Source organism: Haloparvum sedimenti, from assembly GCF_001462205.1.
GTDB lineage: Archaea > Halobacteriota > Halobacteria > Halobacteriales > Haloferacaceae > Haloparvum > Haloparvum sedimenti.
On sequence record NZ_LKIR01000060.1, the window covers coordinates 14,618 to 38,589 of the forward strand.

A 23,972-nucleotide genomic window follows, 5' to 3' on the forward strand; every position below is an offset into this window, starting at 1 on the left:
GGTAGTTGAACCGCTCGTTGGTCTCCGCGGCGGTCCCCATGCCGGCGTACTGCCGCATCGTCCACAGCCGGCCGCGGTGCATCGTGGAGTAGACGCCGCGCGTGTAGGGTTCCTCGCCGGGGAACCCCACGTCCTCGTCGTAGTCCAGGTCCGCCACGTCCGCGGGCGTGTAGAGGGGGTCGACCGTCTGACCCCCGGTGTCGGTGGTGAACTCGTCCTTGCGCTCCCCGAACCGCTCGACCGTCGGGCCGTAGGTCTCGGACTCCCACGACTCGTGGCCCTCGCGGATCGCCGCCAGTTCCTCGGGGTCGAACATTACCTATGGGGTCGCCCCTCCGGGACTTAACTGTTGGAGAAGGCGGCGGACTGCGGGCGTCCGCGGAACCGAGGTTTTCTCGGCCGTGTCCTCCGAGCCGCGATTTTTCTTTTCCTCACGCCGCACGCGCGCGTTCGGCCCACCGCGGGCCCGCCCGCACGGCCAGCAGCACGCCCGCGACGCCGACCGCGAGCGCGCCACCGACCGCGGCCGCGGGGGCCCACGTCGGGACCATCCCGGCCGCGGGGAGGAACGAGCCGAGCAGCGCCGGCACGACCACGAGCGCGACGGCGGCGCCGAACGCGCCGAACCGCGCGGGGTCGAACAGGAACTCGTTGGGGTCGAACCCCGCGAGGTAGACGGTCACGCCGAAGAAGTACGCCGAGGCCGCGACGAGCCAGAGCGCGCCGAGCGCGGCGTCCCCGAGCGTCGTCGGGTACAGAAGCAGCGCGACGGCGTACGCCGAATGCGCCGCCGGGATCCCCACGACCGCGAACGCGCGCCGCTTCGCGCGGAACACCGCGGGGAGCGCGACGGGGAGGATCTCGTAGGTCGCGAGGGCGTCGACGCTCGTCAGCCAGTTGTACGTCGTGAACGCCGACAGCGCCAGCACCGCGCCGAAAAAGGCCCCCGGTGCCGGTCGGACGGCGACGATGGTCTCGACGAGTCCCAGCAGTCCGGCGACGACCGCCAACAGGATCCCCGCGGAGACGACCGGCTTCCAGAGCCCGCCGCGCGAGCGCGAGAGGTCGAGCAGGCTCTTGACTACGAGACCGTCCGCGTCGCCGATCCGGTCCGCGAGCGCACCGAGGCGGGCGTTCGACCGCCGCATCGGCGGGCGGTGCGTCGGGTCGTGGACGACGAGCGCGCCCGCAGCCATCAGGAGCGCGAGCGCCAGCGCCGCGGCACCGACCGCGAGGCTCCCCCCGCCGAGCGCGAGCCGCGCCGCGCCGGTGACCCACGCGAGCGCCGCCAGCGCGACGGCCCCGGCGACCAGCCCGAGCCGGGGGATCCCCCGGGTCCGCGCCGCGATGGCGGCGACCGTGAGCGACATCCCGAGCGCGAACAGCACGGTCGCTTCGACCCACAACAGCCCGACGGCGGCGACGACCGCGAAAAGCGCCGCGCCGACCGGCGCCGGGACCGCCGCGACGGTCCCGTCGACGAGACCGAACCCGGCCGCCGAGGCCGCGAGCGGCGCGGTCCCGACCGCCATCGGCAGCACGAAGACGACGGCGTAGAACGCGGCGTCCTTCAGCAGGAACAGCCCGAGCGTCCGAGTCCGGTCGAGCGGGAGCGTCTCGCTGGTCGACAGCACGAGCGACACGTCGTCGAACAGGTCGTCGGTTCGGTCGCCGCCGACGAACGCGGCGGTGCCGGCGTACAGCCCGAACAGGAGCGCGAGCCCGCGGATCCCGCGTTCTATCGTCGCCGGATCGGTTCCCACGACCGCGAGCCCGAGGCCGCCGACCGTCGACATCGCCAGCACCACGAGCGGGAGGACGGCGAACCGACCGCCGCCGAACAGCCGCGCGTGGAGGCGCCACTCCTCGCGCCACAGCGTCGCCAGCAGAACGCGGTCGAGCGAGGCCATCTCAGACCCCCGCGCCGTCGTCGTCGTTCCGGGGCTCCCCGCCGCCGTCCCCGACCGCGTCGCCCGCCTCGACGCCCGGGAGGTCGCGAGCCCCGGCCCGGTCCACCTCGTCGAGGAACGCGTCGAGCAGGGACCCCTCGAGCGCGGCGGTCTCGCGCTCCGCGACCACGCGCCCGTCGGCGACGATGCCCACGCGCGAGCAGAGCTCCTCGGCGACCTCGATGTTGTGCGTCGAGACGAAGACGGTGTGCTCGCCGGCGTAGTCGGCCAGGAACCGCTTCACGCGCTCCTGTACGATGGGGTCGAGGTTCGCCAACGGCTCGTCGATGAAGACGAGGTCCGGCTCGTGGAGGAACGCGGCCGCGAACATCGTCTTCTGTCCCTGCCCGCGGGAGAGATCGGTCGCGAGCGTGTCGAGCTTGCCCGAAAAGCCCAGCCGGTCGGCCCACGCCTCGGTGCGCTCGGTCACCGTCTCCGGGTCCATCTCGCGGACCCGCCCGACGAAGGAGAGGTACTCACGCGGGGTCAGAAAGCTCGGCGGCGACCCCTCCTCGGGGAGGATCCCGACGCGCCGGCGCACTGCAACCGGCTCCGCGACGGGGTCGACGCCGAGCACCTCGGCGCTGCCGGCGTCCGGCCGGAGCTGCCCGGTCAGTACCCGCAGCGTGGTCGTCTTGCCGGCGCCGTTCGGCCCGAGGAAGCCGAACAGCTCGCCCTCCTCGACCGTCACGGAGAGCCCGTCGAGCGCGGCCACGTCGCCGTAGCGCTTCTCCAGCCCGTCGGCGCGGATCGCTGTCATCGCCCGGTGTTCGAGGGAGTCACATAAAGGCGTACGGGCGTCGGCGGGTTCAACGAGGTGTCAGGCCGACGCCGTCCGCGATCAGCTCGTGGGACCGGAGCGCGTCCGCGTGGTCGCCCACGGCGTGTTGGATCATCACCTCGTCGACCCCGACGCGGCCCGCGAGCTGGTCCAGCAGGCCGGCAAGCGTGTCCGGGTCCCCCGAGATCGCTCGCGGCCACTCGCCGGGGTCGAGCGTCGCGGGGGTCGGTTCGGGCGCGCCGCCGAGCTCCGCGATCGCCTCCTCAACCGACGGTCGGGGGCCGACCTCGCCCCGTCGCAACCGACGGAAGGACGCCTCGGCGACCGCGCGCTGCCGGGCGGCTTCGGCGTCGGTCTCGGCACAGACGGCGTTCACCGCGACCATGCCGGTCGGCTCGTCGACGCCGCCCGGGAGCCGCGACGGCTCGAACGCGTCCCGGTAGCGCTCGAACGCCGCCTCGGCGTTGTCAGGCTTGATGAACGCCGCGAAGCAGTACCGGAGTCCGAGTCCACCGGCCAGCGCCGCGCTGGAAGGACTCGACCCGAGCACCCACGGGGTCGGCGGCGCCGCGTCGGACCGCGGGACCGAGAGGTCCGCGTAGGGGTGTCCCTCGGGGTAGTCGTCGTACAGGTGCGCGACGACCGCCTCGATCTTCTCCTCGTGGTCGGCGTCCGGGTCCCGGACGCGCCGGTCCGTCCCGAGCGCCTTGTCGACCGCCGGCGAGCCGTTCGCCCGGCCCAGCCCGGCGTCGATGCGGCCCGGCGCGAGCCCGTCCAGCGCCCCGAACGCTTCGGCCACCTTGAACGGGCTGTAGTGGTTGAGCAGCACCGCGCCGGAGCCGAGTCGGATCTCCTCGGTGGCCCCCGCGAGCCGGCCGAGCAACACCTCGGGAGTCGTCCCGGCGAGCGTGTCGCCGCGGCCGTGGTGTTCGGCGACCCAGAACCGCTCGTAGCCGAGTCGTTCGGCCCGTTTGGCGGCCTCGATCGTGTTCCGGTAGGCGTCGGCTGCGGTCCCGTCGGCCGGAACCGGGGAGAGGTCGACGGCGGAGAGGTTCACAGGCCCGGTCGGGGATTCGCGGGGAAAACGGTTCGGCTCGCCGCGCGCGTCGCCGGTCGCCCCGCGGAGGGGCGACGCCCTCGGACGCGCGGGCGGTTTGGACTCGTGGCGCGACCGGGCGGTTCAGAACCGTGGGGCCACCGGGTGGTCGACCCCGTGCTCGACGTTCGGTTCCGGGTCCTCGATCGCCTGCTCGCGCCCGTCGGGCCAGCGGACGATCAGCCGCTCGGGGGTCGCGCCGTCGAGGCCGAAGTGGGCGACCGGCTCGGAGCCGCCGGGGGAGCCACAGCCCGCCTCCACGACGCGGCGCTGGACGCCCGCGGTCGTCCGCAGTCGCACCACGGCGCCGCGGGCGGGCGCGTCGTACTGCGTCGTCGGTCGGACCCGGAGCCAGTCCCGCTCGCTCGCGACCGGGCACTCGAACAGGGCGGGGGGGCGAGCGGTCTCGTCGCACAGCACGAGCAGTTCGACCCCGCCGTCGTCGTCGAGGTCGGCGACCGCGGTCGCACCGGCGCTCCGCGCGGGCGCCTCGGCGTCGCCCGCGTCGACGCGACCCCAGTCACGGCTCCCCTCATCGGCGGGCTCGCCGCGCCGGGCGAACAGCTTGTTCGACCCGGAGGCGGTCGCACAGAACAGCTCCTCGCGGCCGTCGTTGTCGAGGTCGGCGGTCGTCAGCGAGCGCACATCGGTCACTCCCTCGAAGGCGGGCGTTGGAACCGAGTCGAGCCCGCCCTCGCCGTCGGGCCGATAGCGCTCGAGCCCCGTCTCGGTCGCCGCGACGAGCGCGAGGGCGTCGCCCTCGTCGACGAGCGTGGCCGCGCGGACCGGCGCCCCGTTCGCCGGCGACGGGCCGGCCGCGTCCGCGAAGTGGCCCGAATCGTTGCACAACAGCCGATTTCCGCCGTCCGCGGCGCCGACGAACAGGTCCATCCCGTCGGTGAGCACCGGCGCGGCGACCACCGAGCGCACGTCCGCCTCCACCTCGATGCCGACCGCTGCCGCGAGGTCGGTCACCTCGCCGTCGTCGCCGACCTCGTAGAAGCGCGTCGGGGAGTCGGTACAGCCCACGACGACGCCGTACCGGCCGGTGCCGTAGCGGTCGACCGCCGCGACCGCACGCCCGACGCGGTGGTTGCGGCGATCGCGGTTCACCGGGAGCGCGAAGGCGTCCGTCCAGCGGTAGCGGTCCCGCTCCAATCGGTCCAGCAGGAGGTCGGTCTCCGGCGTGTGTCCCGCGTCGACGTCCGCGTTGTGGACGTACAGCTCCTCGCAGCCGTCCGCGTCGAGGTCCGCGGCGACGACGCAGGTGGCGTGTCTGTCCGGGTCCGCGACGATGCCGGTCGCGGTGTCGACGTACGCGTCGCCCTCGCGGGCGTAGAGGCGGTTCGGCTCCCCGTCGCCGCCGACGAACACGAGAGGGCCGTCCCGTCCCGGAGTGACCGCGACGCCGCGCCCTCGCACCGGGGCGGCGTCCTCGAGCAGGTTCGGGACGGCTCGAAGCATGGCCGTCCATCACCGCTGCGGAGGGAAGAACTCACGGGTTCGGGTGGGCCGCTCCGCGAGGGCGCCGCCGCCCGTCGGTCGCGGCGCCAGCGACTTCTACGACCCCTCGACGAGCGCGCGCTCCAAGAGCTGGAGGGGGTGTTCGACCTCGTAGCCGGTCCCGTGCTCCATCTGCATCGCGCAGGTGGGGCACTCGGTCATCCCGGTTTCCCCCTCGGCGTCCTCCATGTGCTCGAACATGTCGGCGCCGATCTCCATCGAGACGTCGTACTTCTCGGCCTTCCAGCCGTAGGTGCCCGAGATGCCCGAACAGGAGTCGCCCACGTCCTCTATCGCGGCGCCGTCGAGCTCGCGGAACGTCTCCAGCGCCTGCCGGTCGAGGCCCTGATTGCGGGCGTGACACGGCGCGTGGTAGGCGAAGGCGCCGTCGTCGACCTCCGCGTCGGCCACGTCGGCCTCCACGTCCTCGTAGATCCGGAGGTACTCCAGCGCCTCGAAGGTGTTCTCCGAGAGGTCCTCGATGCCGTGGATGTCGAACAGCTCCGGGTACTCCTGTCTGAGCGAGAGCGAACAGGAGGTACAGGAGGCGATCACGTCCGCGCCCTCGCCGATGGCCTCGACGAGGTGCTCGACGTTCGTCTCGGCCGCGCGGCGGGCGTCCGAGAGCATCCCGTTGGCGAACATCGGCGTCCCGGAGCATTTCTGTGGCGGGACCATGACCTCGTAGCCGTAGTGCTCGAAGACGCGGACCATGGCCTTCCCGACTTCTGGCGTGTTGTAGTTGGAGTAGCAGCCGTGGAAGTAGGCCACGCGCTTGTCGGGGTTCTCGACGGCGGCCCCGCCGCGCTCGCGCCACCACTCCCGGAACGTCTGCTCGGCGAACTCGGGGAACTCCCGCTCGCTCGTGACGCCGAGGGTCTTCTCGGCCAGCCACATCGCGCCCGGGATCTTCGTCGCGGCGTTCGCCAGGCGCGGCGCCTTGCTCGCGATCGACGCGAAGAAGCGGTAGTTCGAGAGGATCCGGTTGCGGACGTACTCCCGCGAGAGCTTGCTCATCTGCCGCTCGACGAACTCGCCGCGCGCCTCGTTGTGCATCTGCGAGAGCGGCACCGACGAGGGGCACGCGGAGTCACACCGCATGCAGTTCGAACAGGAGGTGATCGAGTCGTCGATCTCCGCGTCCTCCTTGCGCTTGAGCCGCCACTGCTCGGGCCCCTGAAACTTCGGCCCGGGGAACTCGTCGTCGACCTCCGCGACCGGGCAGGAGGTGTCGCAGGTGGTGCACTTGTAACAGGAGTCGGCGCCCTCCCGGAGGTCGAGGTCTCCGCCCTCGAACACGTCGACGGGGTCGTAGGCGTCGGGGTCCGGGTCGGGGTCGGGATTCGGCGCGGAGGCGGCGCTGCTCCCCTCGGCGCTCGTCCCGCCGTCCGTCGCGGGCGCCCCGTCTCCGTTTCTGTCGCCCGAGGCCGCGTCGGCCTCCGCGTCCAGATACACCGCTGGCTGTTCGTCGCTGCCGAGACGCGGGACGCCCGGTGCCGGGCTCTCGCGGTCGTCGTTTTCTGAGATGTCGTCGGTCATTCGTGCTCCTCCGTCGTGTCGCCGGCTGCGTCGTCGGTACCGTTCGTTCCGTCCAGTGCCACCGCCGCCGCACCGCGTCCCGCCACCACGCCCGTCGCCAGCGAGACGCCGCTGGCGGACTTCTCGCGGGCCACGTCCGCGCCGCCGAGCGTCGCGCCCGCGACGCGGACGTTGGGGTACTGCACCGTGCCGTCCGCGCCGAGCGGCCGGAGCGCCTCGTCCGCGGCAACGCCGAAGCGCGCGTACGGTTGGTCGCCGAAGGCGTCGTCGACGAACCATTCGTAACGGTCCTCGGGGTGAGGGACGTGACAGCCGAGGACCGGCTCCCGGACGCCCTCGCGGTCCGAGTCGATCCCCTTGCCGACCGCGCCGCCCGTGGCGAGCACGAACGCGTCCGCGGCGTAGGGGATTTCTCTGCCTTTCCTGTCGACGAGGACGTGGGCGATGCGCCCCTCCTCGTCCAGTTCGCGGCCGACGACGGGGTTCCCGGTCTCGATCCGGACGCCCGCCTCGTCGAGCGCGTCGAACAGGCGGTCCTCCAGCCGGAGTCCGGGAATGCTCGGCGGGCCACCGGGAAGTTCGAAGACTTCGGCGCCCAACCGGTCCGCGAGGTCCGCCCGGACCGCGGCGGCGCGCTCGTCGCCGAGCATGGCCGGGAAGCCGACGCGTGCTGCGGTCTTTCCGTCACTGCCGTCGCCGTCCGCCCCGACCGCGTCGAGGTGCGGTTCGACCGCGTCCGCGAGCGCCTCGCGGGCGGGCGTCCCGGTCCGGCTCGTGCCGTCGCCGCCGAGCGCCTCGTTCCGGTCGAGCGCGCCCGCGAGTCGGGTGACCCGAGCGTCGTCGCGGAACTCGCCGGGGAACGCGACCTCGACGCCCGCGACCGGGAACGGGACGCCGGCCGCGCGCAGGCGGGCTGCCAGCTGCCGCGCGTCATACTCCGGCAGGCTCTCGAAGCCGACGATCAGGGCCGGTGCGTCGTCGCTCGCGAGGCCCGCCGCCATCGACGCGGGGTAGCGCGCGGTCGGCTTCACCGTCCCGCCCGCGGTCGGGAGCAGGGCGTTGCGCTCCGTGTGCCCGCCGCGGTAGAGGTCGCCGACGACCTCGTCGAACAGCGCCAGCCCCGCCCGGATCGCGTCCGCGCCGACGAGCCGGTAGGGGTGGCCGTCGGGGAGCGCGTCGACCCGCTCGAAGGGGTTCGGGAGCGGACCCTCAGGGTCGGGACGCCGCTCCGCGAGCGCGCCCGTGCGCCCCGCAGTGGGGTCGAGGGTCGGGTCGGAACCCGGGCCGGCGTCGCCCGCGGCCCGACTGGGCGGGACGTAGCCGAGCGCGTCGATCAGGCCCGACGCCTGCCGCAGCGTGGAGTCCTTGTGTGAGACGAGGCGCACGCTCGCGCCCTCGCGGGCGGCCGACAGGGCCGCGGTCGCGCCCGCGAGCCCCCCGCCGACAACCAGCACGTCGCTCTCGACCGTCATCAGCGACCGCCTCCCGTGTCCGCTCCCGCGGGAGCGTCCCGGCGCGCTCCGTCGTCCGGTCCGTTTTCCGGTCCCTCGTCGAACGCGCCGAAGTCCACGTCGTCGTCGAGCGTGGCGGGGTCCGCGTCGCGGCTCAGCGTGAGCGCGTGGAGCGTCCGCGAGAGCATCGCCTGCGAGAGCTGTTCGCCCCACAGCGCGTGGCGCTGGCCCTTCCAGCGCTCCTGATACAGCTCGTCGAGCGCGGCGCGGGCGGTCGGCTCGTCGTAGTCGGGGTGGAGCTCCGCCGCGATGGCGTGGGCACAGAAGCCGCCCTGACAGTTGCCCATCGAGGCGCGCGTGCGGATCCGGACCGCGTTGAGGTCCGCGCCGGCGCCGTTCTCGCCCGTCATCGCGTCGCGGATCTCGGCGCGGGTGACGCCCTCGCAGGTGCAGACCACGGGGTTCGGCTCGTCCGTCTTCAACACCTCGTCCGCTCGGGAGCCGAGCCGCTGCGTCGAGCGCCGGCCGACCGGCGAGCGCAGGCCGAACTCGTCCATGTAGTCGCGCAGGACCGAGAAGTCCTCGGAGCCGGGGAGCGGCTCGTCGGCGGTGACGCAGTCGGCGTCGACGCCGAACTTCTCGCAGACGTGGTCGGTGATCGACTCGGCCATGAGCCGGTAGGTGGTGAGCTTCCCGCCGACGACCGTCGTCAGCCCGGGCAGGTCGTCGCGCTCGTCGTGGTCGAGCAGGAAGTAGTCGCGCGTGATGTCGGTCGGGTCGTCGGTGCCGGTCCCCGGCGGCTCGTACAGCGGGCGGACGCCCCAGAAGGAGCGCAGGGTGCGCGCGTCCGCGAGCGGCGGAACCAGCTCCGCCAGCTCGTCGATGACGCGGTCCACCTCCCACTCCTCCTCGGGGTAGTCCTCGGGGTCGTCGACCTCCTCGTCGGTCGTGCCGAGGATGCAGGCGGTCTCGTGGGGGACGACGATGTCTGCGTCGCCCTTCGGCTTGCAGCGGTTGATCACCGTGTCGACCTGCCGGACGTTCATCACGGTCATCACGCCCTTCGAGGGGCGGACCGCCACGTCGACGCCCGCCATCGCGCCGATCTCGCCGGACCACGCGCCAGCGGCGTTGATCACGTGGTCGGCGCGGATCGTCTCGGTCTCGCCCGGCGCGGGACGGCTCTCGCCCTCCGGGCCGTGGTCGCTCCGCTTGCCCGGACCGTCCCCGTGTTCGACCTCGACGCCGACGACCGCGCCGTCCTCGACCAGCACGTCCGTCACCTCCGCGTGCGTCGCGACGCGGGCGCCGTGCTCGATCGCGTCGGCGGCGTTGGCGACGCAGAGCCGGAAGGGGTCGACCGCGGCGTCGGGCACCGTGATCGCCTTCTCCACGTCACGCGCGAGGTACGGCTCGCGGCGGCGCGCCTCCGCACCGTCTATCACCTCGACGGGGATGTCGCAGGCGCGACAGCCCTCGAGTTTCTCCCGAAAGTACTCCTCGGAGTCCTCGGGTCGCTTGACGAACAGGCCGCCCGTCTCCTCGACGCAGTGGGCGGCGATGTCGCGGACGACCATGTTCTCCTCGATGCACTCCCGGGCGGACTTCCGATCGGAGACCGCGTAGCGCCCCCCGCTGTGGAGCAGGCCGTGCATCCGCCCCGTCGTCCCGTGGGTGAGGTTCCCCTTCTCGACGAGCGTCGCGTCGACCCCGCGGGTCGCGAGGTCGCGGACGATCCCGCAGCCCGTCGACCCCCCGCCGACGACGACGACGTGTGGTGTCGATGCCATTCGTTACCTCACCTACGGATCGGACCCACTTTGTCTTATCGCCTCTGGCGAGTCGAGCGTAACGTATTCGATCGCGGGTGCTCATCCGCGGACAGCCGACCCGGATCCGGAACGGGAGGCGCGTCGTCGCGACGGTCCACGAACGCTCCCTTCTCAGGGTGGACTGCGAAGAACGGGCGTAGGTGGCTCATCTCGTCCATTCTGTCCTATCGAGCCGCGTCTCGGCAGACGACTCGAGGCCGGGGGACCGCCGATGGCGAGCCGCTGGTATGATGGTCTTTCACAAACCTTTATAATGATTCAGTATTTTGTTTACTGGTAACGCGGCAACAGAGATAAATAATTGTCGCGGGGGAGAGCCAACCACATGTCAGACACGTACGTCGGAGCGATCGACCAGGGGACGACCGGCACGCGGTTCATGGTGTTCGACCACGCGGGGCAGGTCGTCGCGAACGCCTACGAGACGCACGAACAGATCTACCCCAATCCCGGCTGGGTCGAGCACGACCCGGTCGAGATCTGGGAGAACACGCAGTCCGTCGTCGTCGACGGGCTCGCGGCCGCGGGCATCGACGCGGACCAGCTCGCGGCGCTCGGGATCACCAACCAGCGCGAGACGACCGTGGTCTGGGACGCCGACTCCGGCCGCCCGGTCCACAACGCGCTGGTGTGGCAGGACCGCCGGACCACCGACCGCGTCGAGGAGCTGCAGGAGGCGGGCGACGACGAGTGGATCCGGGAGCGGACCGGCCTCGAAGTCGACGCCTACTTCTCGGCGACGAAGACCGAGTGGATCCTCGACAACGCGGAGCCGCTGAAGCTGCAGAGCTCGCGGGGCGAGGACCTCCGCGACCGCGCCGAGGCCGGCGACCTGCTGATGGGCACCATCGACGCGTGGCTCGTCTACAACCTCACCGGCAACCACATCACGGACGTGACGAACGCCTCGCGGACGATGCTGTTCGACGTCCACGAGATGGACTGGGACGACGAGTTGCTGGAGACGTTCGGCGTCCCGGAGGAGATGGTCCCGGAGGTCCGCCCCTCCTCGGACGAGGAGCTGTACGGCCACACCGACCCGGACGGCTTCCTCGGCGCCGAGGTCCCGGTCGCGGGCGCGCTCGGCGACCAGCAGGCCGCGCTGTTCGGGCAGACCTGCTTCGACGCGGGCGACGCCAAGAACACCTACGGCACGGGTTCGTTCTACCTGATGAACACGGGAACGGACGCCGTCACCTCCGACCACGGCCTGCTGACGACCGTCGCGTTCCAGCTGTCGGGCGAGCCGGTCCAGTACGCGCTGGAGGGGTCCATCTTCATCACCGGCGCCGCCATCGAGTGGCTGGAGGACGTCGACCTCATCAACAACGCGGCCCAGACCGCGGAGCTGGCGCGCTCCGTCGAGTCGACGGACGGCGTCTACATGGTCCCGGCGTTCACGGGCCTCGGCGCGCCCCACTGGGACGGCCGCGCCCGCGGGACGATGGTCGGCATCACACGCGGCACGCGCAAGGAGCACATCGTCCGGGCGACGCTGGAGTCCATCGCCTACCAGACCCGCGACGTGGCGGAGGCGATGGAGGCCGACTCCGGGGTCGAGACCACCTCGCTCCGCGTCGACGGCGGCGCGGTGAAGAACGACTTCCTCTGTGGCCTCCAGTCGGACATCATCCAGACGGACATCGTCCGCCCCGAGGTCGACGAGACGACCGCGCTCGGCTCCGCGTACGCGGCCGGCCTCGCGGTCGGCTACTGGGAGTCGCTCGACGAGCTGCGCGACAACTGGCAGGTCGACCGCACCTTCGAGCCGGAGATGGACGAGGCGAAGGCCGACAAGATGTACGACCGGTGGGACGACGCCGTCGAGCGCTCGCTCGACTGGGCGCGGGAGGAGTGACCGATGTTCGACCTCCTGATCCAGGTTCCGCTCCTGGACGTGACCGTCGAGCGCTTCCTCGTGCTGGTGATCGCGGCGATGGCCGGCGGGGCCTTCGGCGCCGCGCTCGGCGCGCTGCCGTCGTTCATCTTCACCGGCTTCGTCGTCTTCCTCGGCGAGGGGATCGCGATTCTCCAGCGCGAGTTCGACGCCATCGAGGCCGTTCCCGAGGGCGAACTCGCCGCGGGGATCACCGGCGTCATCGGCTTCGGAATGGTGACCGGGCCGCACGTCGCCTTCGCGGGCGGCGTGGCCGCGACGGCGTACGCGGCCAAGAAGTACCCCGAGATGGAGCCCGACGGGTGGGACTACCACTTCGGGAAGAACATCCTCTACGCGTTCGGCACGAAGCCGGACATCCTCGCGGTCGGCGCCGTCACCGGCGTCGTCGGAATGCTGATCGCCCGCCTGCTCGGCGCGGTCGGGTTCCCGAGCGACCCAATCGCCATCTCGGTCGTCGCGACGGCGCTGCTGGCGCGGGTCGCGTTCGGCTACTCGCTCGTCGGCTCGCCCGGCGGCGACGGCTTCTTCGACATGACGCCGTTCGCCCGAGGCGAGACCCGGGCAGTGACCGACGGCGGGGAGGAGGCCCTCGTCACCGAGCCGTGGCTCCCCCACCAGTACAAGTGGTCCGGGGTCGCCACCATCGGCCTGATCGGTGGGGTGCTCGGCGGCTACCTCTGGCTGGAGACGGGGAGCATCTTCCTCGGCTACGCCATCTCCGCGATGAGCCTGCTGTTCCTGAACCTCGGCGTGGAGAAGATCCCCGTGACCCACCACATCACCCTTCTCGGATCGACCGCGGCCGTGGTCGTCGCAGCGATGACCGGCAGCGCGCCGGTCGTCCTGATCGCGGCGGGACTGGTCGGCGCCCTGAGCGGTCTCGTCGGCGAGGCCACCCAGCGCCTCTTCTACGCCCACGGCTCCACGCACGTGGACCCGCCGGCGATGGCCATCGCGATCCTGATGCTCGTCATCGGCGTGCTCGCGCTGGTCGGCGTGCTCCCGAACGCCGGCTACCTCTGAGCGCGATGCCGACGCCGGATCGCCACGCGACCGGGGATCGCCGTGCGCTCCCGGGCCGCCGTTTTGAACGCGGGGGCCTCCGCGGCGCGGACGCCCACGGGTGCGCGACCGCGATTCTTTTGCCCGGGGGGCGACGAGACGCTGACGACGCCGACGCCACTCCGCCATGAACATCGACGCACGGATCGATCGACGACGCCGCGGCGACGACGGCCAGCGGCTGGTGCGCGACTACACGGCGATCGCTCCCACCGCGCACGCCGACGAGCCCGTCGACCGCGGCCCCGCGCTCGAGCGGATCCTCGACCACCTCGACCCGGCCTTCGAGGGGACGATCCCGCCGAACGCCTACGTGCACGGGCCGGCCGGTTCCGGGAAGTCCGCGGTCGTGACGGCGCTTTTCGAGCGGCTTCGGCGGACCTCCGCCGAGACCCGGACCGGGATTCACACCAGCACGCGCGCGGTGCCGACGACGCTCCCGCAGTTCGCCCGCGTCGACATGCGCGAGACGACCAGCGCGTTCGGCTTCTACCGCGCGGTGCTGGACGGCGTGGTCGAGGAGTCGGTTCCCGGCCACGGCGTGAGCACCGAAGAGCTGTGCAACCGCCTCCGCGAGACGCTGACGGGAACGTCGGGGGTCGTCGTGGCGGTCGACCACGTCGACGACCCGGAGGCGGACGACCGGCCGGACCCCGTCGAACTGTTCGCGGGACTGCCGAGCAACGCGAGCTGGCTCGCCGTCGGACGGGCCCCGCCGGCGGAGACGGCGCTCTCGGACTACACCGCGACGACGCTCTCGGTCGACCGCTACCGCCAACAGATCCTCGTCGACATCCTCACCTCGCGAGCGTCTTCGGGGCTCGCGCGCGGGGCGCTCGACCACTCGCTCGCTCGCCGGATCGCCGAGTGGGCCGACGGGGACGCCCACGACGCGCTGACGGTGCTGTTCGTCGCGGCCGTCCGCGCGGACCGCGAGGGCGGAACCCGGCTTTCGGAGGCAGACGTCGACGCCGCCATCGCGGAGATGCCGGAGCCGTGCGCGGCGCTCGGCCGCGTCCTCACGCTGCAGGACAACCGCCGCGCCGTGTTGCGCGCGCTCGTGACCCTCGACGAGGACGAGCGCGCGTCGGTCACCGAGACGACCGAGGCCATCGCTGCCGACCCGGACGTTGACCTGTCGGCGGGCACGGTCAAGCGGTTCCTCTACGAGCTCGCGGAAGCGGGGATCATCGCCCGCGTGCGCGCGGACGAGGCGAGCGGTCGCGGCCGCCCGCCGAGCCGCGTCGAACTCCGGTTCCCGCCGACCGCGTTCGGCCGGCTCGACGAACTGCGGGAGTGAGTCGCTCCAACGCCCGGACCCTCCGGCACCACAGGAGCCCCGCCCCGCGGGACACAAGGTAGTTGACGCACCGCCCGAGATGTCCGGTCATGGTTCCGCCCCTCGTGCTGGACATCGACGGGACGCTGACGACGCCGGCACACCGGATCGACCGTCGAGTCTTCGACCTGTTGCCCGACTGGGACGCGCCGGTGGTGTTTGCGACCGGAAAGTCGTTCCCCTACCCGGTCGCGCTCGCGCACTTTCTGGGACTGCCCGAGAACGTGGTCGCCGAGAACGGCGGCGTCGTGTACGCAGACGGCGAGACGACGCTCGCGGGCGACGGAGAGGCCTGCTGGGAGGTCGTCGAGGAGTTCCACCGCCGCGGCGGCGACCTCGGGTGGGGGACGCGCTCGACGGTGAACCGCTGGCGCGAGACGGAGGTGGCCGCCTCGCGCGACGCCGACGAGGCCCTTCTCCGCGAGGTCGCCGCGGAGTACGACCTGGAGGTCGTCGACACGGGCTACGCCTACCACGTCAAGACGCCGGGCGTGAGCAAGGGCACCGCATTCGAGACGCTCTGTGAGACGCTCCGGGTCGACCCGGAACGGTTCGTCGCGGTCGGCGACAGCGTCAACGACGTCTCGACGTTCGCGGTCGCGGGGGAGTCGTACGCGGTCGCGAACGCCGACGAGGCCGCCCGCGAGGCCGCAGACACCGTCCTCGAGGCGAGCTACATGGACGGCACCGCGGCGGTGCTGGAGGCGCTGCGGACCGACGATCGGTGACCGGGGACGGCGCTCGATCGAGGGATGACGCTCGATCGGGAGGCGGAACGCGACGGCGTTGGCGACGACCGCCCGCGCGGGCGGGCCGGTCACGACCGGTTCGGGAGGCCCTCCCCGTCGGCGATCCCGGTCGCCGCCCGCTCGCCGGACCCGGACCCGCCGAGGTCGGTCCAGAAGGCCCGGAAGCGGTCGTCGAGCTGTCCCGTGGTGTCGACGTCGACGTGGAACCCCTCCTCGTCCAGCGCGACCGAGAGCCGGTCGAGCGTCGTCTCGAACACGCGGTACCGGTTCTTGTTCTCGTCGGCGCGAACGTGCTCCGCGAGCAGCCCGAACTTCGTGAGCTGCTTCGTCCGCCGGTACACCGTCGGGAGCGATACGTCGAGCTCCTCGGCCAGGTCCTCGGCCGACCGGGGACGCTGACTCAACAGCAGAACGCCGCGGGCGGTCTCGTCTCCGAACAGGTCGAACACCGTCTCGGGGTCCCACTGCTTCGAACTCATCGATCGTCTCTGGCCGACAGACGGGGTTTGTTATGAGCCGGCTACCGTCGCGAGGCGGCCGGTTGGCCGCGACTCCGAGAGGCCCCGGGCGACGCAAGGCCCTTGTCCGCGGCCGCCGTCCGTGACTGTATGAGCGACGCCAACGCGGACGCCGACGCGGAGCCGGGCGCGGTGACGGACGCGGATCCGACCCCGGACGACGACCTCCCGGCGGAGGAGCCCGAGTGGCGCGAGCGACTGACCGACGAGGAGTACCGCGTGCTGCGCGAGGCGGGCACCGAGGCCCGCTTCTCCGGCGACTACGTCGACCACGACGAGGACGGCGTCTACCGCTGCAAGGCCTGCGGCGAGGTGCTGTTCGAGTCCGAGACCAAGTACGAGTCCGGCTGCGGCTGGCCCGCCTTCTACGCCGCCGAGGAGGAGTCGGTGACCACGCGGGAGGACACCAGCCACGGGATGGTCCGGACCGAGGTCCGGTGTGCCAACTGCGACTCCCACCTCGGACACGTCTTCGACGACGGTCCCGAGCCGACGGGGAAGCGGTTCTGCATCAACTCGGTGGCGATGGAGTTTGAGGGGTCGGCCGGCGAGCCGTAGCGTCGCGGTCCGCCACTGCTCCGCGCTCCTACTGATTCGCGGAGCGCTCGTCCAGCGCGACCGCGACGCTCCGCGCGGCCACGTCCGCGGCGAACGCCTCGCCGTCAGCCTCCAGTTTTTTGAATGTGTCGTAGTGGATCGGGACGACCAGCTCCGGCCGCATCGCGTCGGCCAACTCGGCGGCGGTCGCCTCGTCCGAGACGATGCCGCCCCCGCCGATGTTCGCGAGGAACAGGTCCACGTCCAGCTCCGCGAAGCCGTCGAGCGCGTCCGAGTCGCCGGGCCAGAACAGGCGCTTGCCGCCGAGCGCGACGAGGAAGCCGCAGCCGAGCCCCTTCGGGTGTGGGACGGTACCGTCCGCGTTCGCGTTCGGTCCGTCGGGGTCGTTGTACGCCGGGACCGACCAGACCGTCGCCGCGGGGTCGACCACGGTCGCGTCGTCGGCTGCGCCGGAGGCCGCGACCTCCAGTTCGTCCTCCTCCTCGACGCGAACGACCTCGTAGTCCGCCGCCAGGTCGGCGATCGGTTCCACGTCGCGGTCGATGCCCGCGGGGTCGACGCCCTCGTAGATCACGAGCGTCGCGTCCTCGTCGGCCACCGAGCGGATGCCGTCGCTGTCGTAGTGGTGGTCGTGGGTGACGAGCACGAGGTCGCCGTCCTTCGCCCAGTAGTCGTCGAGGACGCCGTAGCGGCCGGGGTCCGTGTAGCAGACGTACCCGTCCGGCGTCTCGACGCGGGCGGTCGCGTAGCCGAGCCAGTCGACGGTGAATCCGTCGTAGCGAACGGTCATGTGCGTCCCTGTGCGGGCGACCGCCTTGAGGGTGGCCATCCCGGCGGTGGGCGGCGAGCTCGGACCGCCTGGCCGGCCGATCAGTCGTCCGCGTCGCCGGCCAGCCGCTCGACGCGTACGAGCGAGTCGGCGTCGGCGGGATCCTTGTCGGACCGAACCTCCACGAACCGCGGGAACCGGAGCGCGTAGCCCGACGAGTAGGTGGGCGAGCGCTGGATCTCCTCGTAGCCGACCTCGAAGACGACCGCGGGCCTGATGTCGACCGCGGTGCCCGACTCCGCGAGGACGTGCGGCTCCAGCAGGTCGGACAGCTCCTCCAGTTCCGCGTCCGTGATGCCGGTCGCGACCTTTCCGATCGTCTCGTACGCGTCCGCTTCTCGGTCTCCGCCATCTCCGCCGTCCCCGCCATCTCCGCCGTCCCCGCCGCCGCTCCCTTCCACCCGGACCGACAGCTCGAACGTTCCGAGCAGTGAGGCGCGCCGCCCCTCGCCCCACTCCGCGCCGGTGACCACGAGGTCCAAGGTCTCCACGTCCGGCTTGCGCTTGAGCCAGTTGCGCCCGCGGTCGCCCGGCGTGTACGCCGCGTCGGGGTCCTTCAGCATGATTCCCTCGTGGCCCGCCTCCAGCGCCGCGGCCTCGACGGCCGCGATCTCGTCGGGATCGTCGGTCACCGTTACGTCCGCGGCCGCGTCCGGCAGGAGCGCGGCGAGGCGGTCGTGACGCTCGCGCAGCGGCGCGTCCACGAGGTCGTCGCCGTCGGCGTGCAGGCAGTCGAACGCGTGGAGGCGAAGCTCCACCTCCTCGCGCATCCGGTCCACGTCGTGCTTCCGGCGGAAGCGGCGCAGCACCTCCTGAAACGGGAGCGGGTCGCCCTCGCCGTCGACCGCGACGACCTCGCCGTCGAGGATGACCGGCACGTCGACGCGCTCCGCGACGTACTCGACGATCTCCGGGAGGGCGTCGGTCACGTCGTCCATGTTCCGGGAGTAGAGCTTCGGCCCGAGCGCGTCGTCGCTTTCCGTTCCGTCTGCCACCGCGGGGTCGTAGTGGACCTGCACCCGCGCGCCGTCGAACTTGGTCTCGACGGCCGCCTCGTCCCACTCCTCGAGCGCGTCCGCGACCGTGCCGGCCTGCGCGAGCATCGCCTGCACCGGGCGGCCGACCTCCAGTCCCTCCTCGTCGAGGCCCGCCGCGCCCTCCTCGCGGGCCAGCACCGCGACGCGCCCGTAGTCGTTGGTCACCTGGAGCGCGCGCTCGACGGTCGCAACTTCCTCGTCGGTGGCGTGAACCACCGGCTCGTCGGACTCTCCGTCGGGCTTCTCATCGAACTCCGCGTCCCCCGACAGAAACGCCTCGGCGATCGCGTCCCGGACGGCGCCCTCGCCGACGCCGAGGCGCATCTCGCCGAGCACGAGTCGGGCGATGAGCTTCGCCTCCGCGGGCTCCGAGCGGTTGAACAGGCCGAACAGCGCGTCGCGTTTCGTGGACTCGCTGCCGGCGCCCGAGGCGGCCGCGAGGTCGCGCAACTCGGCGTCGACCTCGGCGACCGTCAGTCCGCCGCCGCCGCTGCCCGCTTCGTCACCGCCGTCCGCTCCGTCACCCCCGCCCGCGAACGCCGCGAGGCCGCGCTGCCCGCCGAAGTCGTAGTCGGCGGCGACGGCGCCGATCTCGCCCAGGTCCGCCAGCTTCGTCTCGACGTCGGCCGCGGTGACGTTCGGGCCCGCGGCCCGCGCGATGGCCTCGTAGCAGAGCGCCGGCCCCACGTCGAGCGTCCGGGTGTCGTGGGCCGGGAAGACGCGCCCGAGCAGGAAGCGGGTGACGGTCGGCAGGTCCGGCCCCGCTTCCGTGAACAGGTCCGCGACCAGCGCCACCGTCTCGAGGTCGGCGGGCTCGGCTTCCAGCTCCTCGGCGCGGGCGGCGAACGCGGCGAACTCCATACGGTCGCCCTCGGCCGGCGGGGCTCAAAAGCGCCCCGATGGCGAGCGGTCGCGCCGGCCCGCGCGACCGTGGCGACGGCCCGTACGACCGTCACGCGACCCGCGCGACTATGACTCCCTCCCGCGAGCGCCGCCTCGGCCGCCGTCATTTATAAGCTCGCGGCCGCACGGGACGGGCATGAGCACCGAGCCCGACCTCGCGGCCCGCGTGCGGGAGGCGTTGGACGTGGACGCCGAGGCGTTCGCCGACCGCGCGGCCGCGGAGGCGGAGCTTGTCAAACAGCACCTCCGCGACGGCGCGTTCGACAACCACCAGTCCATCGTCGGCTTCGAGTACGAGTTCTACGCGGTCGCGGACGGGCGGTGGAGCGAGGAGTCGCGCGCGGGCGACTACGCGCTGATGCGCGTCCCGCGCCGGCTGCTGGAGCTGATGGGATTCGAGAAGGAGCTGGGGCTCCACAACGCGGAGATGTCCACCAGCCCGCAGCCGCTCTCCGACCACGGGCTGGAGTCACAGGAGGCGGAGGTCCGCGCGCGCCTCGACGCGGCGCTCGCGCCCGCCTCCGCGGAGGGGATGCGGCTCGTCTCCGACGGGCTCTGGACCATCCCGCCCGCCGGCGAGGGAGCCGCGAACTACCTCACCGACAGCGTCGACGTCGACGGCGTCACCGTCGCGACGAACATGAGCGCCGCCGACCGCTATCACGCGATGGCCAACGACTCCGCGGAGGCGAACGCGGACGCGGGGGAGGTGACGCGACTCGAGGCGCCGGGGGTGAGCCTCACGGCGGACACCGTGATGCCCGAGAGCCTGATCACCTCTATCCAGCCACACTATCAGGTGGCGCAGGCCGCCACGCTCCCGAAGCACTTCCGGTACGCGCTCCGCGTCGCGGCCCCGCTACTGGCGCTCGGCGTCAACTCGCCGTTCTTTCCGCCGGAGCTGTACGACGACGACTGGCGCGAGGACCCCGAGCGCGTGCTCGCCGAGGGCGCCCACGAGAACCGCGTCCACGTCTTCGAGTCGGTGCTCAACGGGCGCACCGACGCCGACAAGGTGCGGTTCCCGCGCGACCTGGAGACGGTCGAGGAGGCGGTCGACCGCGTGGCGGCCGACGAGACTATCGTCCCGATGCCCGTCTCGGAGGGCGACCGCTTCGACGACGAGTTCGCCACCTTCCGGCTCAAACACGGCACCTACTGGCGCTGGGTGCGGCCGGTGTTCGAGGGCGCCTCGCGCTCCTCCGCGAACGCGCGGATCGAGTTCCGACCGGTGGCCGCACAGCCGACCGTCCGCGACTCCGTGGCGTTTCAGGCCGCCTTCGCGGGGCTTATGGAGGGTCTTCCGCACCGTGAGCACCCGGTCATCGAACTCCCGTGGGAGACCGCCCGCGACAACTTCTACGCGGTCGTGGCTGACGGCATCGACGCCGACATGCAGTGGGTCGACGCCGAGGGGCGACACACGGAGGCGAACGAGGCCATCTACGACGACCTGCTCGACGCCGCGGAGGCCGGCCTTCGCGACGCGGGGTGCTCCTTCGAGGAGGCCGCCCGCTGGCTCGCGCCCCTGCGCTGGCGCGTCGAGCGCTGGACGACGCCCGCCGGCTGGAAGCGCGACCGCTTCCGCGAGGCGGTCGCCGACGGCGCGTCGGTCGACGAAGCGGTCCACACGTCCCAGCGCGCCTACATCGGGAAACAGACGGACACCCTGATAGAGGGCAGTCTCGCGGACTGGTGAGGTCGCGGAGCCGGCGTGTCGCACCCCGGACGACTCCGACAAGCGTTGCGCTGGTGGACGTGAGAAAACGGGGAGAGAACGAACGTTTTCGCGGCTTACAGCAGCTCGTCGAACTCCTTGTGCCGGGTGACGTCGACGCCGTCCTCGGTGACGACGGCGACGTTGATCCCGTTGCCGGACGCGAGGTCGCGCTCGACGGCCGACTTGATCGCCTTCGCGGCGACGGTCGTCGCCTCGTCGACGGTGAGGTCATCGCGGTGCTCCTGCTCGAGGACGCCGAGCGCGTACTGGGAGCCGGAGCCGGTGACGGTGTACTCCTCCTCGGTCGTGCCGCCGAGGGCGTCGATGGAGTAGATGTGGGAGCCCTCCTCGTCGACGCCGCCGAGGATCGGCTGGACGACGAAGAACGCGCCGGAGCGGAGGAGGTTGCCGGTCAGCGTGGAGAGCGCCTGCATGGACATGTCCTTGCCGCGGCGGGCCTCGTAGAGGCTCGTCTCGGCTTTCAGCGTGGAGATGAGGTTCTGCGCGGCCGAGACCGAGCCCGCGATGGTGAGCGCGCCGGTCGGGTGGACCTGCTCAACCTTCTGGACGTCCTTCGAGGAGACCATGCCGCCGAGAGAGGCGCGCATGTCGGTCGCGAGCACGACGCCCTCGGTCGTCTTGATGCCGACGGTCGTCGTCCCCGTCTTCATGCCCTCGCCCTCGCCGGCGGAGGCGGCGCGCTGCTCGCTCTGGTCGAACTCGCCGAGCTCCGGCCCGAAGACCGGCTGGTCGACGTCGGAAAGCTCGCCGCTGAGATCGCCTGTCGGTGTTCGCATTACCGTCTCGTTAGCCCGGCGCGCTGATAAATGCAGCCCTTCGGCCCCTCGTTGCCTCTACCGGGAGAGCGAGCGAAAACCGCGTGACAGGACCGCATCGACTGGAGCAAAAGAGCGCGTCGTCGCCTCGAGGAATCGCCGGCTCGTGACCGCTTACTCCGCGGCGCGCTCGTAGGCCGCACCGGTCGCCTCGACGAGTCGCCGGATCGCGGACGGGACGCCGGAGCGACGCGCGGCGAGCGCGAGCGGGAACAGCGCGATCCCGATCGCGACCGTCAGTTGGTGGAGCCCGAACATCGCGGACTGGTACGCACGGGTGAACATTGGGTCTCTACCGTCAGGGGGCCCACCGCCGTACATAAGCGTACCGGTGCGTCAGACGGACGCACGTCGCCGCAGGCATGCGGTTTGCTCGTTCACGGTTATCCGACACCGTCGCGGCCGCGAACCTGCCGCGAGTCCGGTGTGAGGGCGAAGCGCGTCGGTCCTCAAGACAAACTGATCGATAACTTATGAAGATGCGCGGGGACTCGTGCGCCTATTCGACGGCTGCTGACGACGCGGGACGAGCCGCACGCACCGTGGTACGGCCGGCGGAAACCGCGGTCGGTCCGGCGGCGTTCCGCGCGGGCGAACCACAAGACACGAAACCCCGCGCCTCCTCGAGTCGGGTATGAGCAACTATCTAGTCGCCATGGAGGCGGCGTGGCTGGTGCGGGACGTCGAAGACGCCGACGACGCGATCGGCGTGGCGGTCAGCGAGGCCGGGAAGCGTCTCAACGAGACCGACAAACAGTACGTCGACGTGGAGGTCGGCGTGACCGGCTGTCCCGCCTGCGGCGAGCCGTTCGACGCGACGTTCATCGCGGCCAGCACCGCGCTTGTGGGGCTCCTCCTGGAGATCGAGATCTTCAACGCCGAGGGCGAGGAGCACGCCTCCCGCATCGCGAAAAGCGAGGTCGGCGGCGCGCTCCGTGACGTACCCCTGGAGGTTATCGAGGTCGTCGAAACCGAGGCCGACCCGGACGACGCCGACGAGTAACGCCGCCGCGCAGGTCCGGCCGCCGCCGAAACCTTTTCAATTACCCCGAGTTATCTCGGCGTATGGAACTTCCGACGCCGCAGGACCTGCGGGAGCGTCGCAACGCCCTCGGGCTCACCCAGAGCGCGCTCGCGGACGAGGCGGGCGTTTCGCAGCCGCTCATCGCGCGCATCGAGGGGGGCGACGTGGATCCCCGGCTCTCGACGCTCCGCTCCATCGTCAACGCGCTCGACGAGGCGGAAGGCGAGGTCGTCCGCGCCGAGAACCTGATGAACGAGACGGTGATAAGCGTCGCACCGGACGACGCGGTCCGGGACGCGGTCGACCTGATGGAACGTGAGGCGTACTCCCAGCTCCCGGTGCTCCAGAACGGCATCCCGGTCGGCTCGATCAGCCAGGGAGACGTGGTCCACGCCGGCGAGGACGTGGGCGACCTGCCCGTCAGCGAGGTGATGAGCGAGTCGTTCCCGACGGTCGCGCCCGACGCCACCGTCGACGAGGTCCGCAACCTGCTCGACCACTACAAGGCCGTGATGGTCACCGACGGCGGCGAGACCGTCGGGATCATCACCGAGGCCGACATCGCGGCGCAGTTGTCATAGCTAACATTTATTCAACATCAAGCACAATTTCGTGAGAATGAGTGACCACACAGACATTAGATCCAGAACAGAAGAGGTGATTGCAAATATAAAATACGTTTACAAAACACACTATCTTATGGCAGAATGGTATGAAAGAATTGATAGAATCCTCTCAATTCTCGTCGCAGTAGGTACAGGACTTCTTACAGCTTCTATAATTTGGGAGGCGTCTACTAGAGAAATATTACTCACGGTTGCACTTGTAGTAGCGATTTTGTCTTGGATAGACGCTGTTGTGAGTTTAGGAAAGAAATCGGAACAACACTATACTGCCGCTGATGAATATCACGATCTGTATGAGGATATGAAACATTTTTATAATATTGACCTAGAAAATGTTGATAAAAGAGATCAATTACAAAATAGATATGACGAGTTGATAAGCAATCGAAAGGCTATCAAATCATCCACTCCCCGGACAACAAACTTTTGGTATGATAAGCTAAATCATGAAGAAATTAGTAAATCTATAGAGCAAGAATTAGAAAATAATAGAGCAGCGACATAAGATCACCACCCTCCATGAGTGTCGATATTGAACCGATCACAGATCTTCTTCAGATCTGATGGCCTCCCTTGAACACTTTTAGGAAACCCATTTATATGCTGTTCTGTGACAACAACCCAACTACCATCAAACACACTAATATCATGTTCTTGATGTTCCGGTGTCCAGCCGTAAGATGGTGAATTCCCACGACAAAAGACGTGCAACCCTTCTCC

At 70.7% G+C, this 23,972-nt stretch carries 23 protein-coding genes; 9 read left to right on the forward strand and 14 right to left on the reverse strand.

Features of this window, described 5'->3' with window-relative positions:
- The 8 genes from AN233_RS03415 to glpA form a co-directional block, all read right to left on the reverse strand.
- Positions 1-316 (reverse strand): methylmalonyl-CoA mutase family protein (locus AN233_RS03415; protein ID WP_245625992.1); only part of this gene is annotated, 316 nt, incomplete at its 3' end.
- A 115-nt stretch (positions 317-431) separates the two neighbouring features.
- Positions 432-1,910 carry a hypothetical protein gene (locus AN233_RS03420; RefSeq protein ID WP_058365450.1) on the reverse strand — a complete coding sequence of 493 codons (1,479 nt, stop codon included), beginning with the start codon at positions 1,908-1,910 and terminating at the stop codon, positions 432-434.
- Between the two features lies 1 nt (position 1,911).
- Positions 1,912-2,709 carry an ABC transporter ATP-binding protein gene (locus tag AN233_RS03425; RefSeq protein WP_058365451.1) on the reverse strand — a complete coding sequence of 266 codons (798 nt, stop codon included), beginning with the start codon at positions 2,707-2,709 and terminating at the stop codon, positions 1,912-1,914.
- A 49-nt stretch (positions 2,710-2,758) separates the two neighbouring features.
- Entirely contained in the window at positions 2,759-3,787 is a 1,029-nt protein-coding gene (locus AN233_RS03430) for an LLM class flavin-dependent oxidoreductase (RefSeq protein WP_058365452.1), read from the reverse strand.
- A 123-nt stretch (positions 3,788-3,910) separates the two neighbouring features.
- Complete coding sequence (locus tag AN233_RS03435) at positions 3,911-5,290, reverse strand: CRTAC1 family protein (RefSeq protein ID WP_058365453.1); 1,380 nt, start codon at positions 5,288-5,290, stop codon at positions 3,911-3,913.
- Between the two features lie 96 nt (positions 5,291-5,386).
- Entirely contained in the window at positions 5,387-6,868 is a 1,482-nt protein-coding gene (locus AN233_RS03440; protein ID WP_058365454.1) for an anaerobic glycerol-3-phosphate dehydrogenase subunit C, read from the reverse strand.
- On the reverse strand, positions 6,865-8,340 hold the full coding sequence (gene glpB / locus AN233_RS03445) for a glycerol-3-phosphate dehydrogenase subunit GlpB (protein WP_058365455.1): 1,476 nt from the start codon (positions 8,338-8,340) through the stop codon (positions 6,865-6,867). Before glpB ends, AN233_RS03440 begins: the two co-directional genes overlap by 4 nt.
- Complete coding sequence (gene glpA / locus AN233_RS03450) at positions 8,340-10,109, reverse strand: anaerobic glycerol-3-phosphate dehydrogenase subunit GlpA (RefSeq protein ID WP_058365456.1); 1,770 nt, start codon at positions 10,107-10,109, stop codon at positions 8,340-8,342. Before glpA ends, glpB begins: the two co-directional genes overlap by 1 nt.
- 367 nt (positions 10,110-10,476) lie before the next feature.
- Here glpA and glpK point away from each other — a divergent pair, with 367 nt between their 5' ends.
- The 4 genes from glpK to AN233_RS03470 all read left to right on the forward strand — a co-directional run bounded on the left by glpK (position 10,477) and on the right by AN233_RS03470 (position 15,180).
- Positions 10,477-12,009, forward strand: a complete 1,533-nt coding sequence (gene glpK / locus AN233_RS03455) for a glycerol kinase GlpK (RefSeq protein WP_058365457.1) — start codon at positions 10,477-10,479, stop codon at positions 12,007-12,009.
- 3 nt (positions 12,010-12,012) lie between these two features.
- Positions 12,013-13,074, forward strand: coding sequence for a hypothetical protein (locus AN233_RS03460; RefSeq protein WP_058365458.1), 1,062 nt, complete (start codon positions 12,013-12,015; stop codon positions 13,072-13,074).
- A 166-nt stretch (positions 13,075-13,240) separates the two neighbouring features.
- Entirely contained in the window at positions 13,241-14,413 is a 1,173-nt protein-coding gene (locus AN233_RS03465; protein ID WP_058365459.1) for a Cdc6/Cdc18 family protein, read from the forward strand.
- An 89-nt stretch (positions 14,414-14,502) separates the two neighbouring features.
- The gene (locus AN233_RS03470) at positions 14,503-15,180 is read left to right on the forward strand and encodes a phosphoglycolate phosphatase (RefSeq protein ID WP_058365460.1); all 678 of its coding nucleotides are present in this window, start codon (positions 14,503-14,505) and stop codon (positions 15,178-15,180) included.
- An 89-nt stretch (positions 15,181-15,269) separates the two neighbouring features.
- On the opposite strand, the gene AN233_RS03475 is transcribed toward AN233_RS03470, so the two are convergent.
- Positions 15,270-15,680, reverse strand: a complete 411-nt coding sequence (locus tag AN233_RS03475) for a winged helix-turn-helix domain-containing protein (RefSeq protein ID WP_058365461.1) — start codon at positions 15,678-15,680, stop codon at positions 15,270-15,272.
- 129 nt (positions 15,681-15,809) lie between these two features.
- Here AN233_RS03475 and msrB point away from each other — a divergent pair, with 129 nt between their 5' ends.
- Positions 15,810-16,277, forward strand: a complete 468-nt coding sequence (gene msrB / locus AN233_RS03480) for a peptide-methionine (R)-S-oxide reductase MsrB (RefSeq protein WP_058365462.1) — start codon at positions 15,810-15,812, stop codon at positions 16,275-16,277.
- Between the two features lie 28 nt (positions 16,278-16,305).
- On the opposite strand, the gene AN233_RS03485 is transcribed toward msrB, so the two are convergent.
- Together AN233_RS03485 and ligA are read right to left on the reverse strand one after the other, a co-directional pair.
- Entirely contained in the window at positions 16,306-17,067 is a 762-nt protein-coding gene (locus tag AN233_RS03485; protein ID WP_058365463.1) for an MBL fold metallo-hydrolase, read from the reverse strand.
- Between the two features lie 80 nt (positions 17,068-17,147).
- A complete protein-coding gene (ligA, locus tag AN233_RS03490) occupies positions 17,148-19,004 on the reverse strand; it encodes an ATP-dependent DNA ligase LigA (RefSeq protein WP_058365464.1) in 1,857 nt (618 codons plus the stop codon).
- 178 nt (positions 19,005-19,182) lie between these two features.
- Here ligA and AN233_RS03495 point away from each other — a divergent pair, with 178 nt between their 5' ends.
- The gene (locus AN233_RS03495) at positions 19,183-20,745 is read left to right on the forward strand and encodes a hypothetical protein (protein WP_058365465.1); all 1,563 of its coding nucleotides are present in this window, start codon (positions 19,183-19,185) and stop codon (positions 20,743-20,745) included.
- A 95-nt stretch (positions 20,746-20,840) separates the two neighbouring features.
- Here AN233_RS03495 and psmB read toward each other — a convergent pair whose 3' ends face one another.
- Entirely contained in the window at positions 20,841-21,563 is a 723-nt protein-coding gene (gene psmB, locus AN233_RS03500; protein WP_058365466.1) for an archaeal proteasome endopeptidase complex subunit beta, read from the reverse strand.
- 153 nt (positions 21,564-21,716) lie between these two features.
- Complete coding sequence (locus AN233_RS17120; protein ID WP_176696632.1) at positions 21,717-21,887, reverse strand: hypothetical protein; 171 nt, start codon at positions 21,885-21,887, stop codon at positions 21,717-21,719.
- 349 nt (positions 21,888-22,236) lie between these two features.
- On the opposite strand from AN233_RS17120, the gene AN233_RS03505 reads away from it, so the two are divergent.
- The 3 genes from AN233_RS03505 to AN233_RS16730 all read left to right on the forward strand — a co-directional run bounded on the left by AN233_RS03505 (position 22,237) and on the right by AN233_RS16730 (position 23,757).
- Positions 22,237-22,605, forward strand: coding sequence for a DUF555 domain-containing protein (locus AN233_RS03505; protein WP_058365467.1), 369 nt, complete (start codon positions 22,237-22,239; stop codon positions 22,603-22,605).
- A gap of 62 nt (positions 22,606-22,667) precedes the next feature.
- Complete coding sequence (locus tag AN233_RS03510) at positions 22,668-23,207, forward strand: CBS domain-containing protein (RefSeq protein WP_058365468.1); 540 nt, start codon at positions 22,668-22,670, stop codon at positions 23,205-23,207.
- A 37-nt stretch (positions 23,208-23,244) separates the two neighbouring features.
- Positions 23,245-23,757, forward strand: coding sequence for an SLATT domain-containing protein (locus AN233_RS16730; RefSeq protein WP_125919968.1), 513 nt, complete (start codon positions 23,245-23,247; stop codon positions 23,755-23,757).
- Between the two features lie 2 nt (positions 23,758-23,759).
- Here AN233_RS16730 and AN233_RS17610 read toward each other — a convergent pair.
- The coding region (locus tag AN233_RS17610; protein ID WP_218055046.1) for a hypothetical protein at positions 23,760-23,972 on the reverse strand (213 nt) is incomplete at its 5' end.

Excerpts from the sequence above, each read along its gene's own strand:
- AN233_RS03420 (WP_058365450.1), bottom strand. The coding sequence starts at position 1,910 with ATGGCCTCGCTCGACCGCGTTCTGCTGGCGACGCTGTGGCGCGAGGAG.
- AN233_RS03425 (WP_058365451.1), bottom strand. The coding sequence starts at position 2,709 with ATGACAGCGATCCGCGCCGACGGGCTGGAGAAGCGCTACGGCGACGTG.
- AN233_RS03435 (WP_058365453.1), bottom strand. The coding sequence starts at position 5,290 with ATGCTTCGAGCCGTCCCGAACCTGCTCGAGGACGCCGCCCCGGTGCGA.
- AN233_RS03440 (WP_058365454.1), bottom strand. The coding sequence starts at position 6,868 with ATGACCGACGACATCTCAGAAAACGACGACCGCGAGAGCCCGGCACCG.
- glpB (WP_058365455.1), bottom strand. The coding sequence starts at position 8,340 with ATGACGGTCGAGAGCGACGTGCTGGTTGTCGGCGGGGGGCTCGCGGGC.
- glpA (WP_058365456.1), bottom strand. The coding sequence starts at position 10,109 with ATGGCATCGACACCACACGTCGTCGTCGTCGGCGGGGGGTCGACGGGC.
- glpK (WP_058365457.1), top strand. The coding sequence starts at position 10,477 with ATGTCAGACACGTACGTCGGAGCGATCGACCAGGGGACGACCGGCACG.
- AN233_RS03460 (WP_058365458.1), top strand. The coding sequence starts at position 12,013 with ATGTTCGACCTCCTGATCCAGGTTCCGCTCCTGGACGTGACCGTCGAG.
- AN233_RS03465 (WP_058365459.1), top strand. The coding sequence starts at position 13,241 with ATGAACATCGACGCACGGATCGATCGACGACGCCGCGGCGACGACGGC.
- AN233_RS03470 (WP_058365460.1), top strand. The coding sequence starts at position 14,503 with ATGGTTCCGCCCCTCGTGCTGGACATCGACGGGACGCTGACGACGCCG.
- AN233_RS03475 (WP_058365461.1), bottom strand. The coding sequence starts at position 15,680 with ATGAGTTCGAAGCAGTGGGACCCCGAGACGGTGTTCGACCTGTTCGGA.
- msrB (WP_058365462.1), top strand. The coding sequence starts at position 15,810 with ATGAGCGACGCCAACGCGGACGCCGACGCGGAGCCGGGCGCGGTGACG.
- AN233_RS03485 (WP_058365463.1), bottom strand. The coding sequence starts at position 17,067 with ATGACCGTTCGCTACGACGGATTCACCGTCGACTGGCTCGGCTACGCG.
- ligA (WP_058365464.1), bottom strand. The coding sequence starts at position 19,004 with ATGGAGTTCGCCGCGTTCGCCGCCCGCGCCGAGGAGCTGGAAGCCGAG.
- AN233_RS03495 (WP_058365465.1), top strand. The coding sequence starts at position 19,183 with ATGAGCACCGAGCCCGACCTCGCGGCCCGCGTGCGGGAGGCGTTGGAC.
- psmB (WP_058365466.1), bottom strand. The coding sequence starts at position 21,563 with ATGCGAACACCGACAGGCGATCTCAGCGGCGAGCTTTCCGACGTCGAC.
- AN233_RS17120 (WP_176696632.1), bottom strand. The coding sequence starts at position 21,887 with ATGTTCACCCGTGCGTACCAGTCCGCGATGTTCGGGCTCCACCAACTG.
- AN233_RS03505 (WP_058365467.1), top strand. The coding sequence starts at position 22,237 with ATGAGCAACTATCTAGTCGCCATGGAGGCGGCGTGGCTGGTGCGGGAC.
- AN233_RS03510 (WP_058365468.1), top strand. The coding sequence starts at position 22,668 with ATGGAACTTCCGACGCCGCAGGACCTGCGGGAGCGTCGCAACGCCCTC.
- AN233_RS16730 (WP_125919968.1), top strand. The coding sequence starts at position 23,245 with ATGAGTGACCACACAGACATTAGATCCAGAACAGAAGAGGTGATTGCA.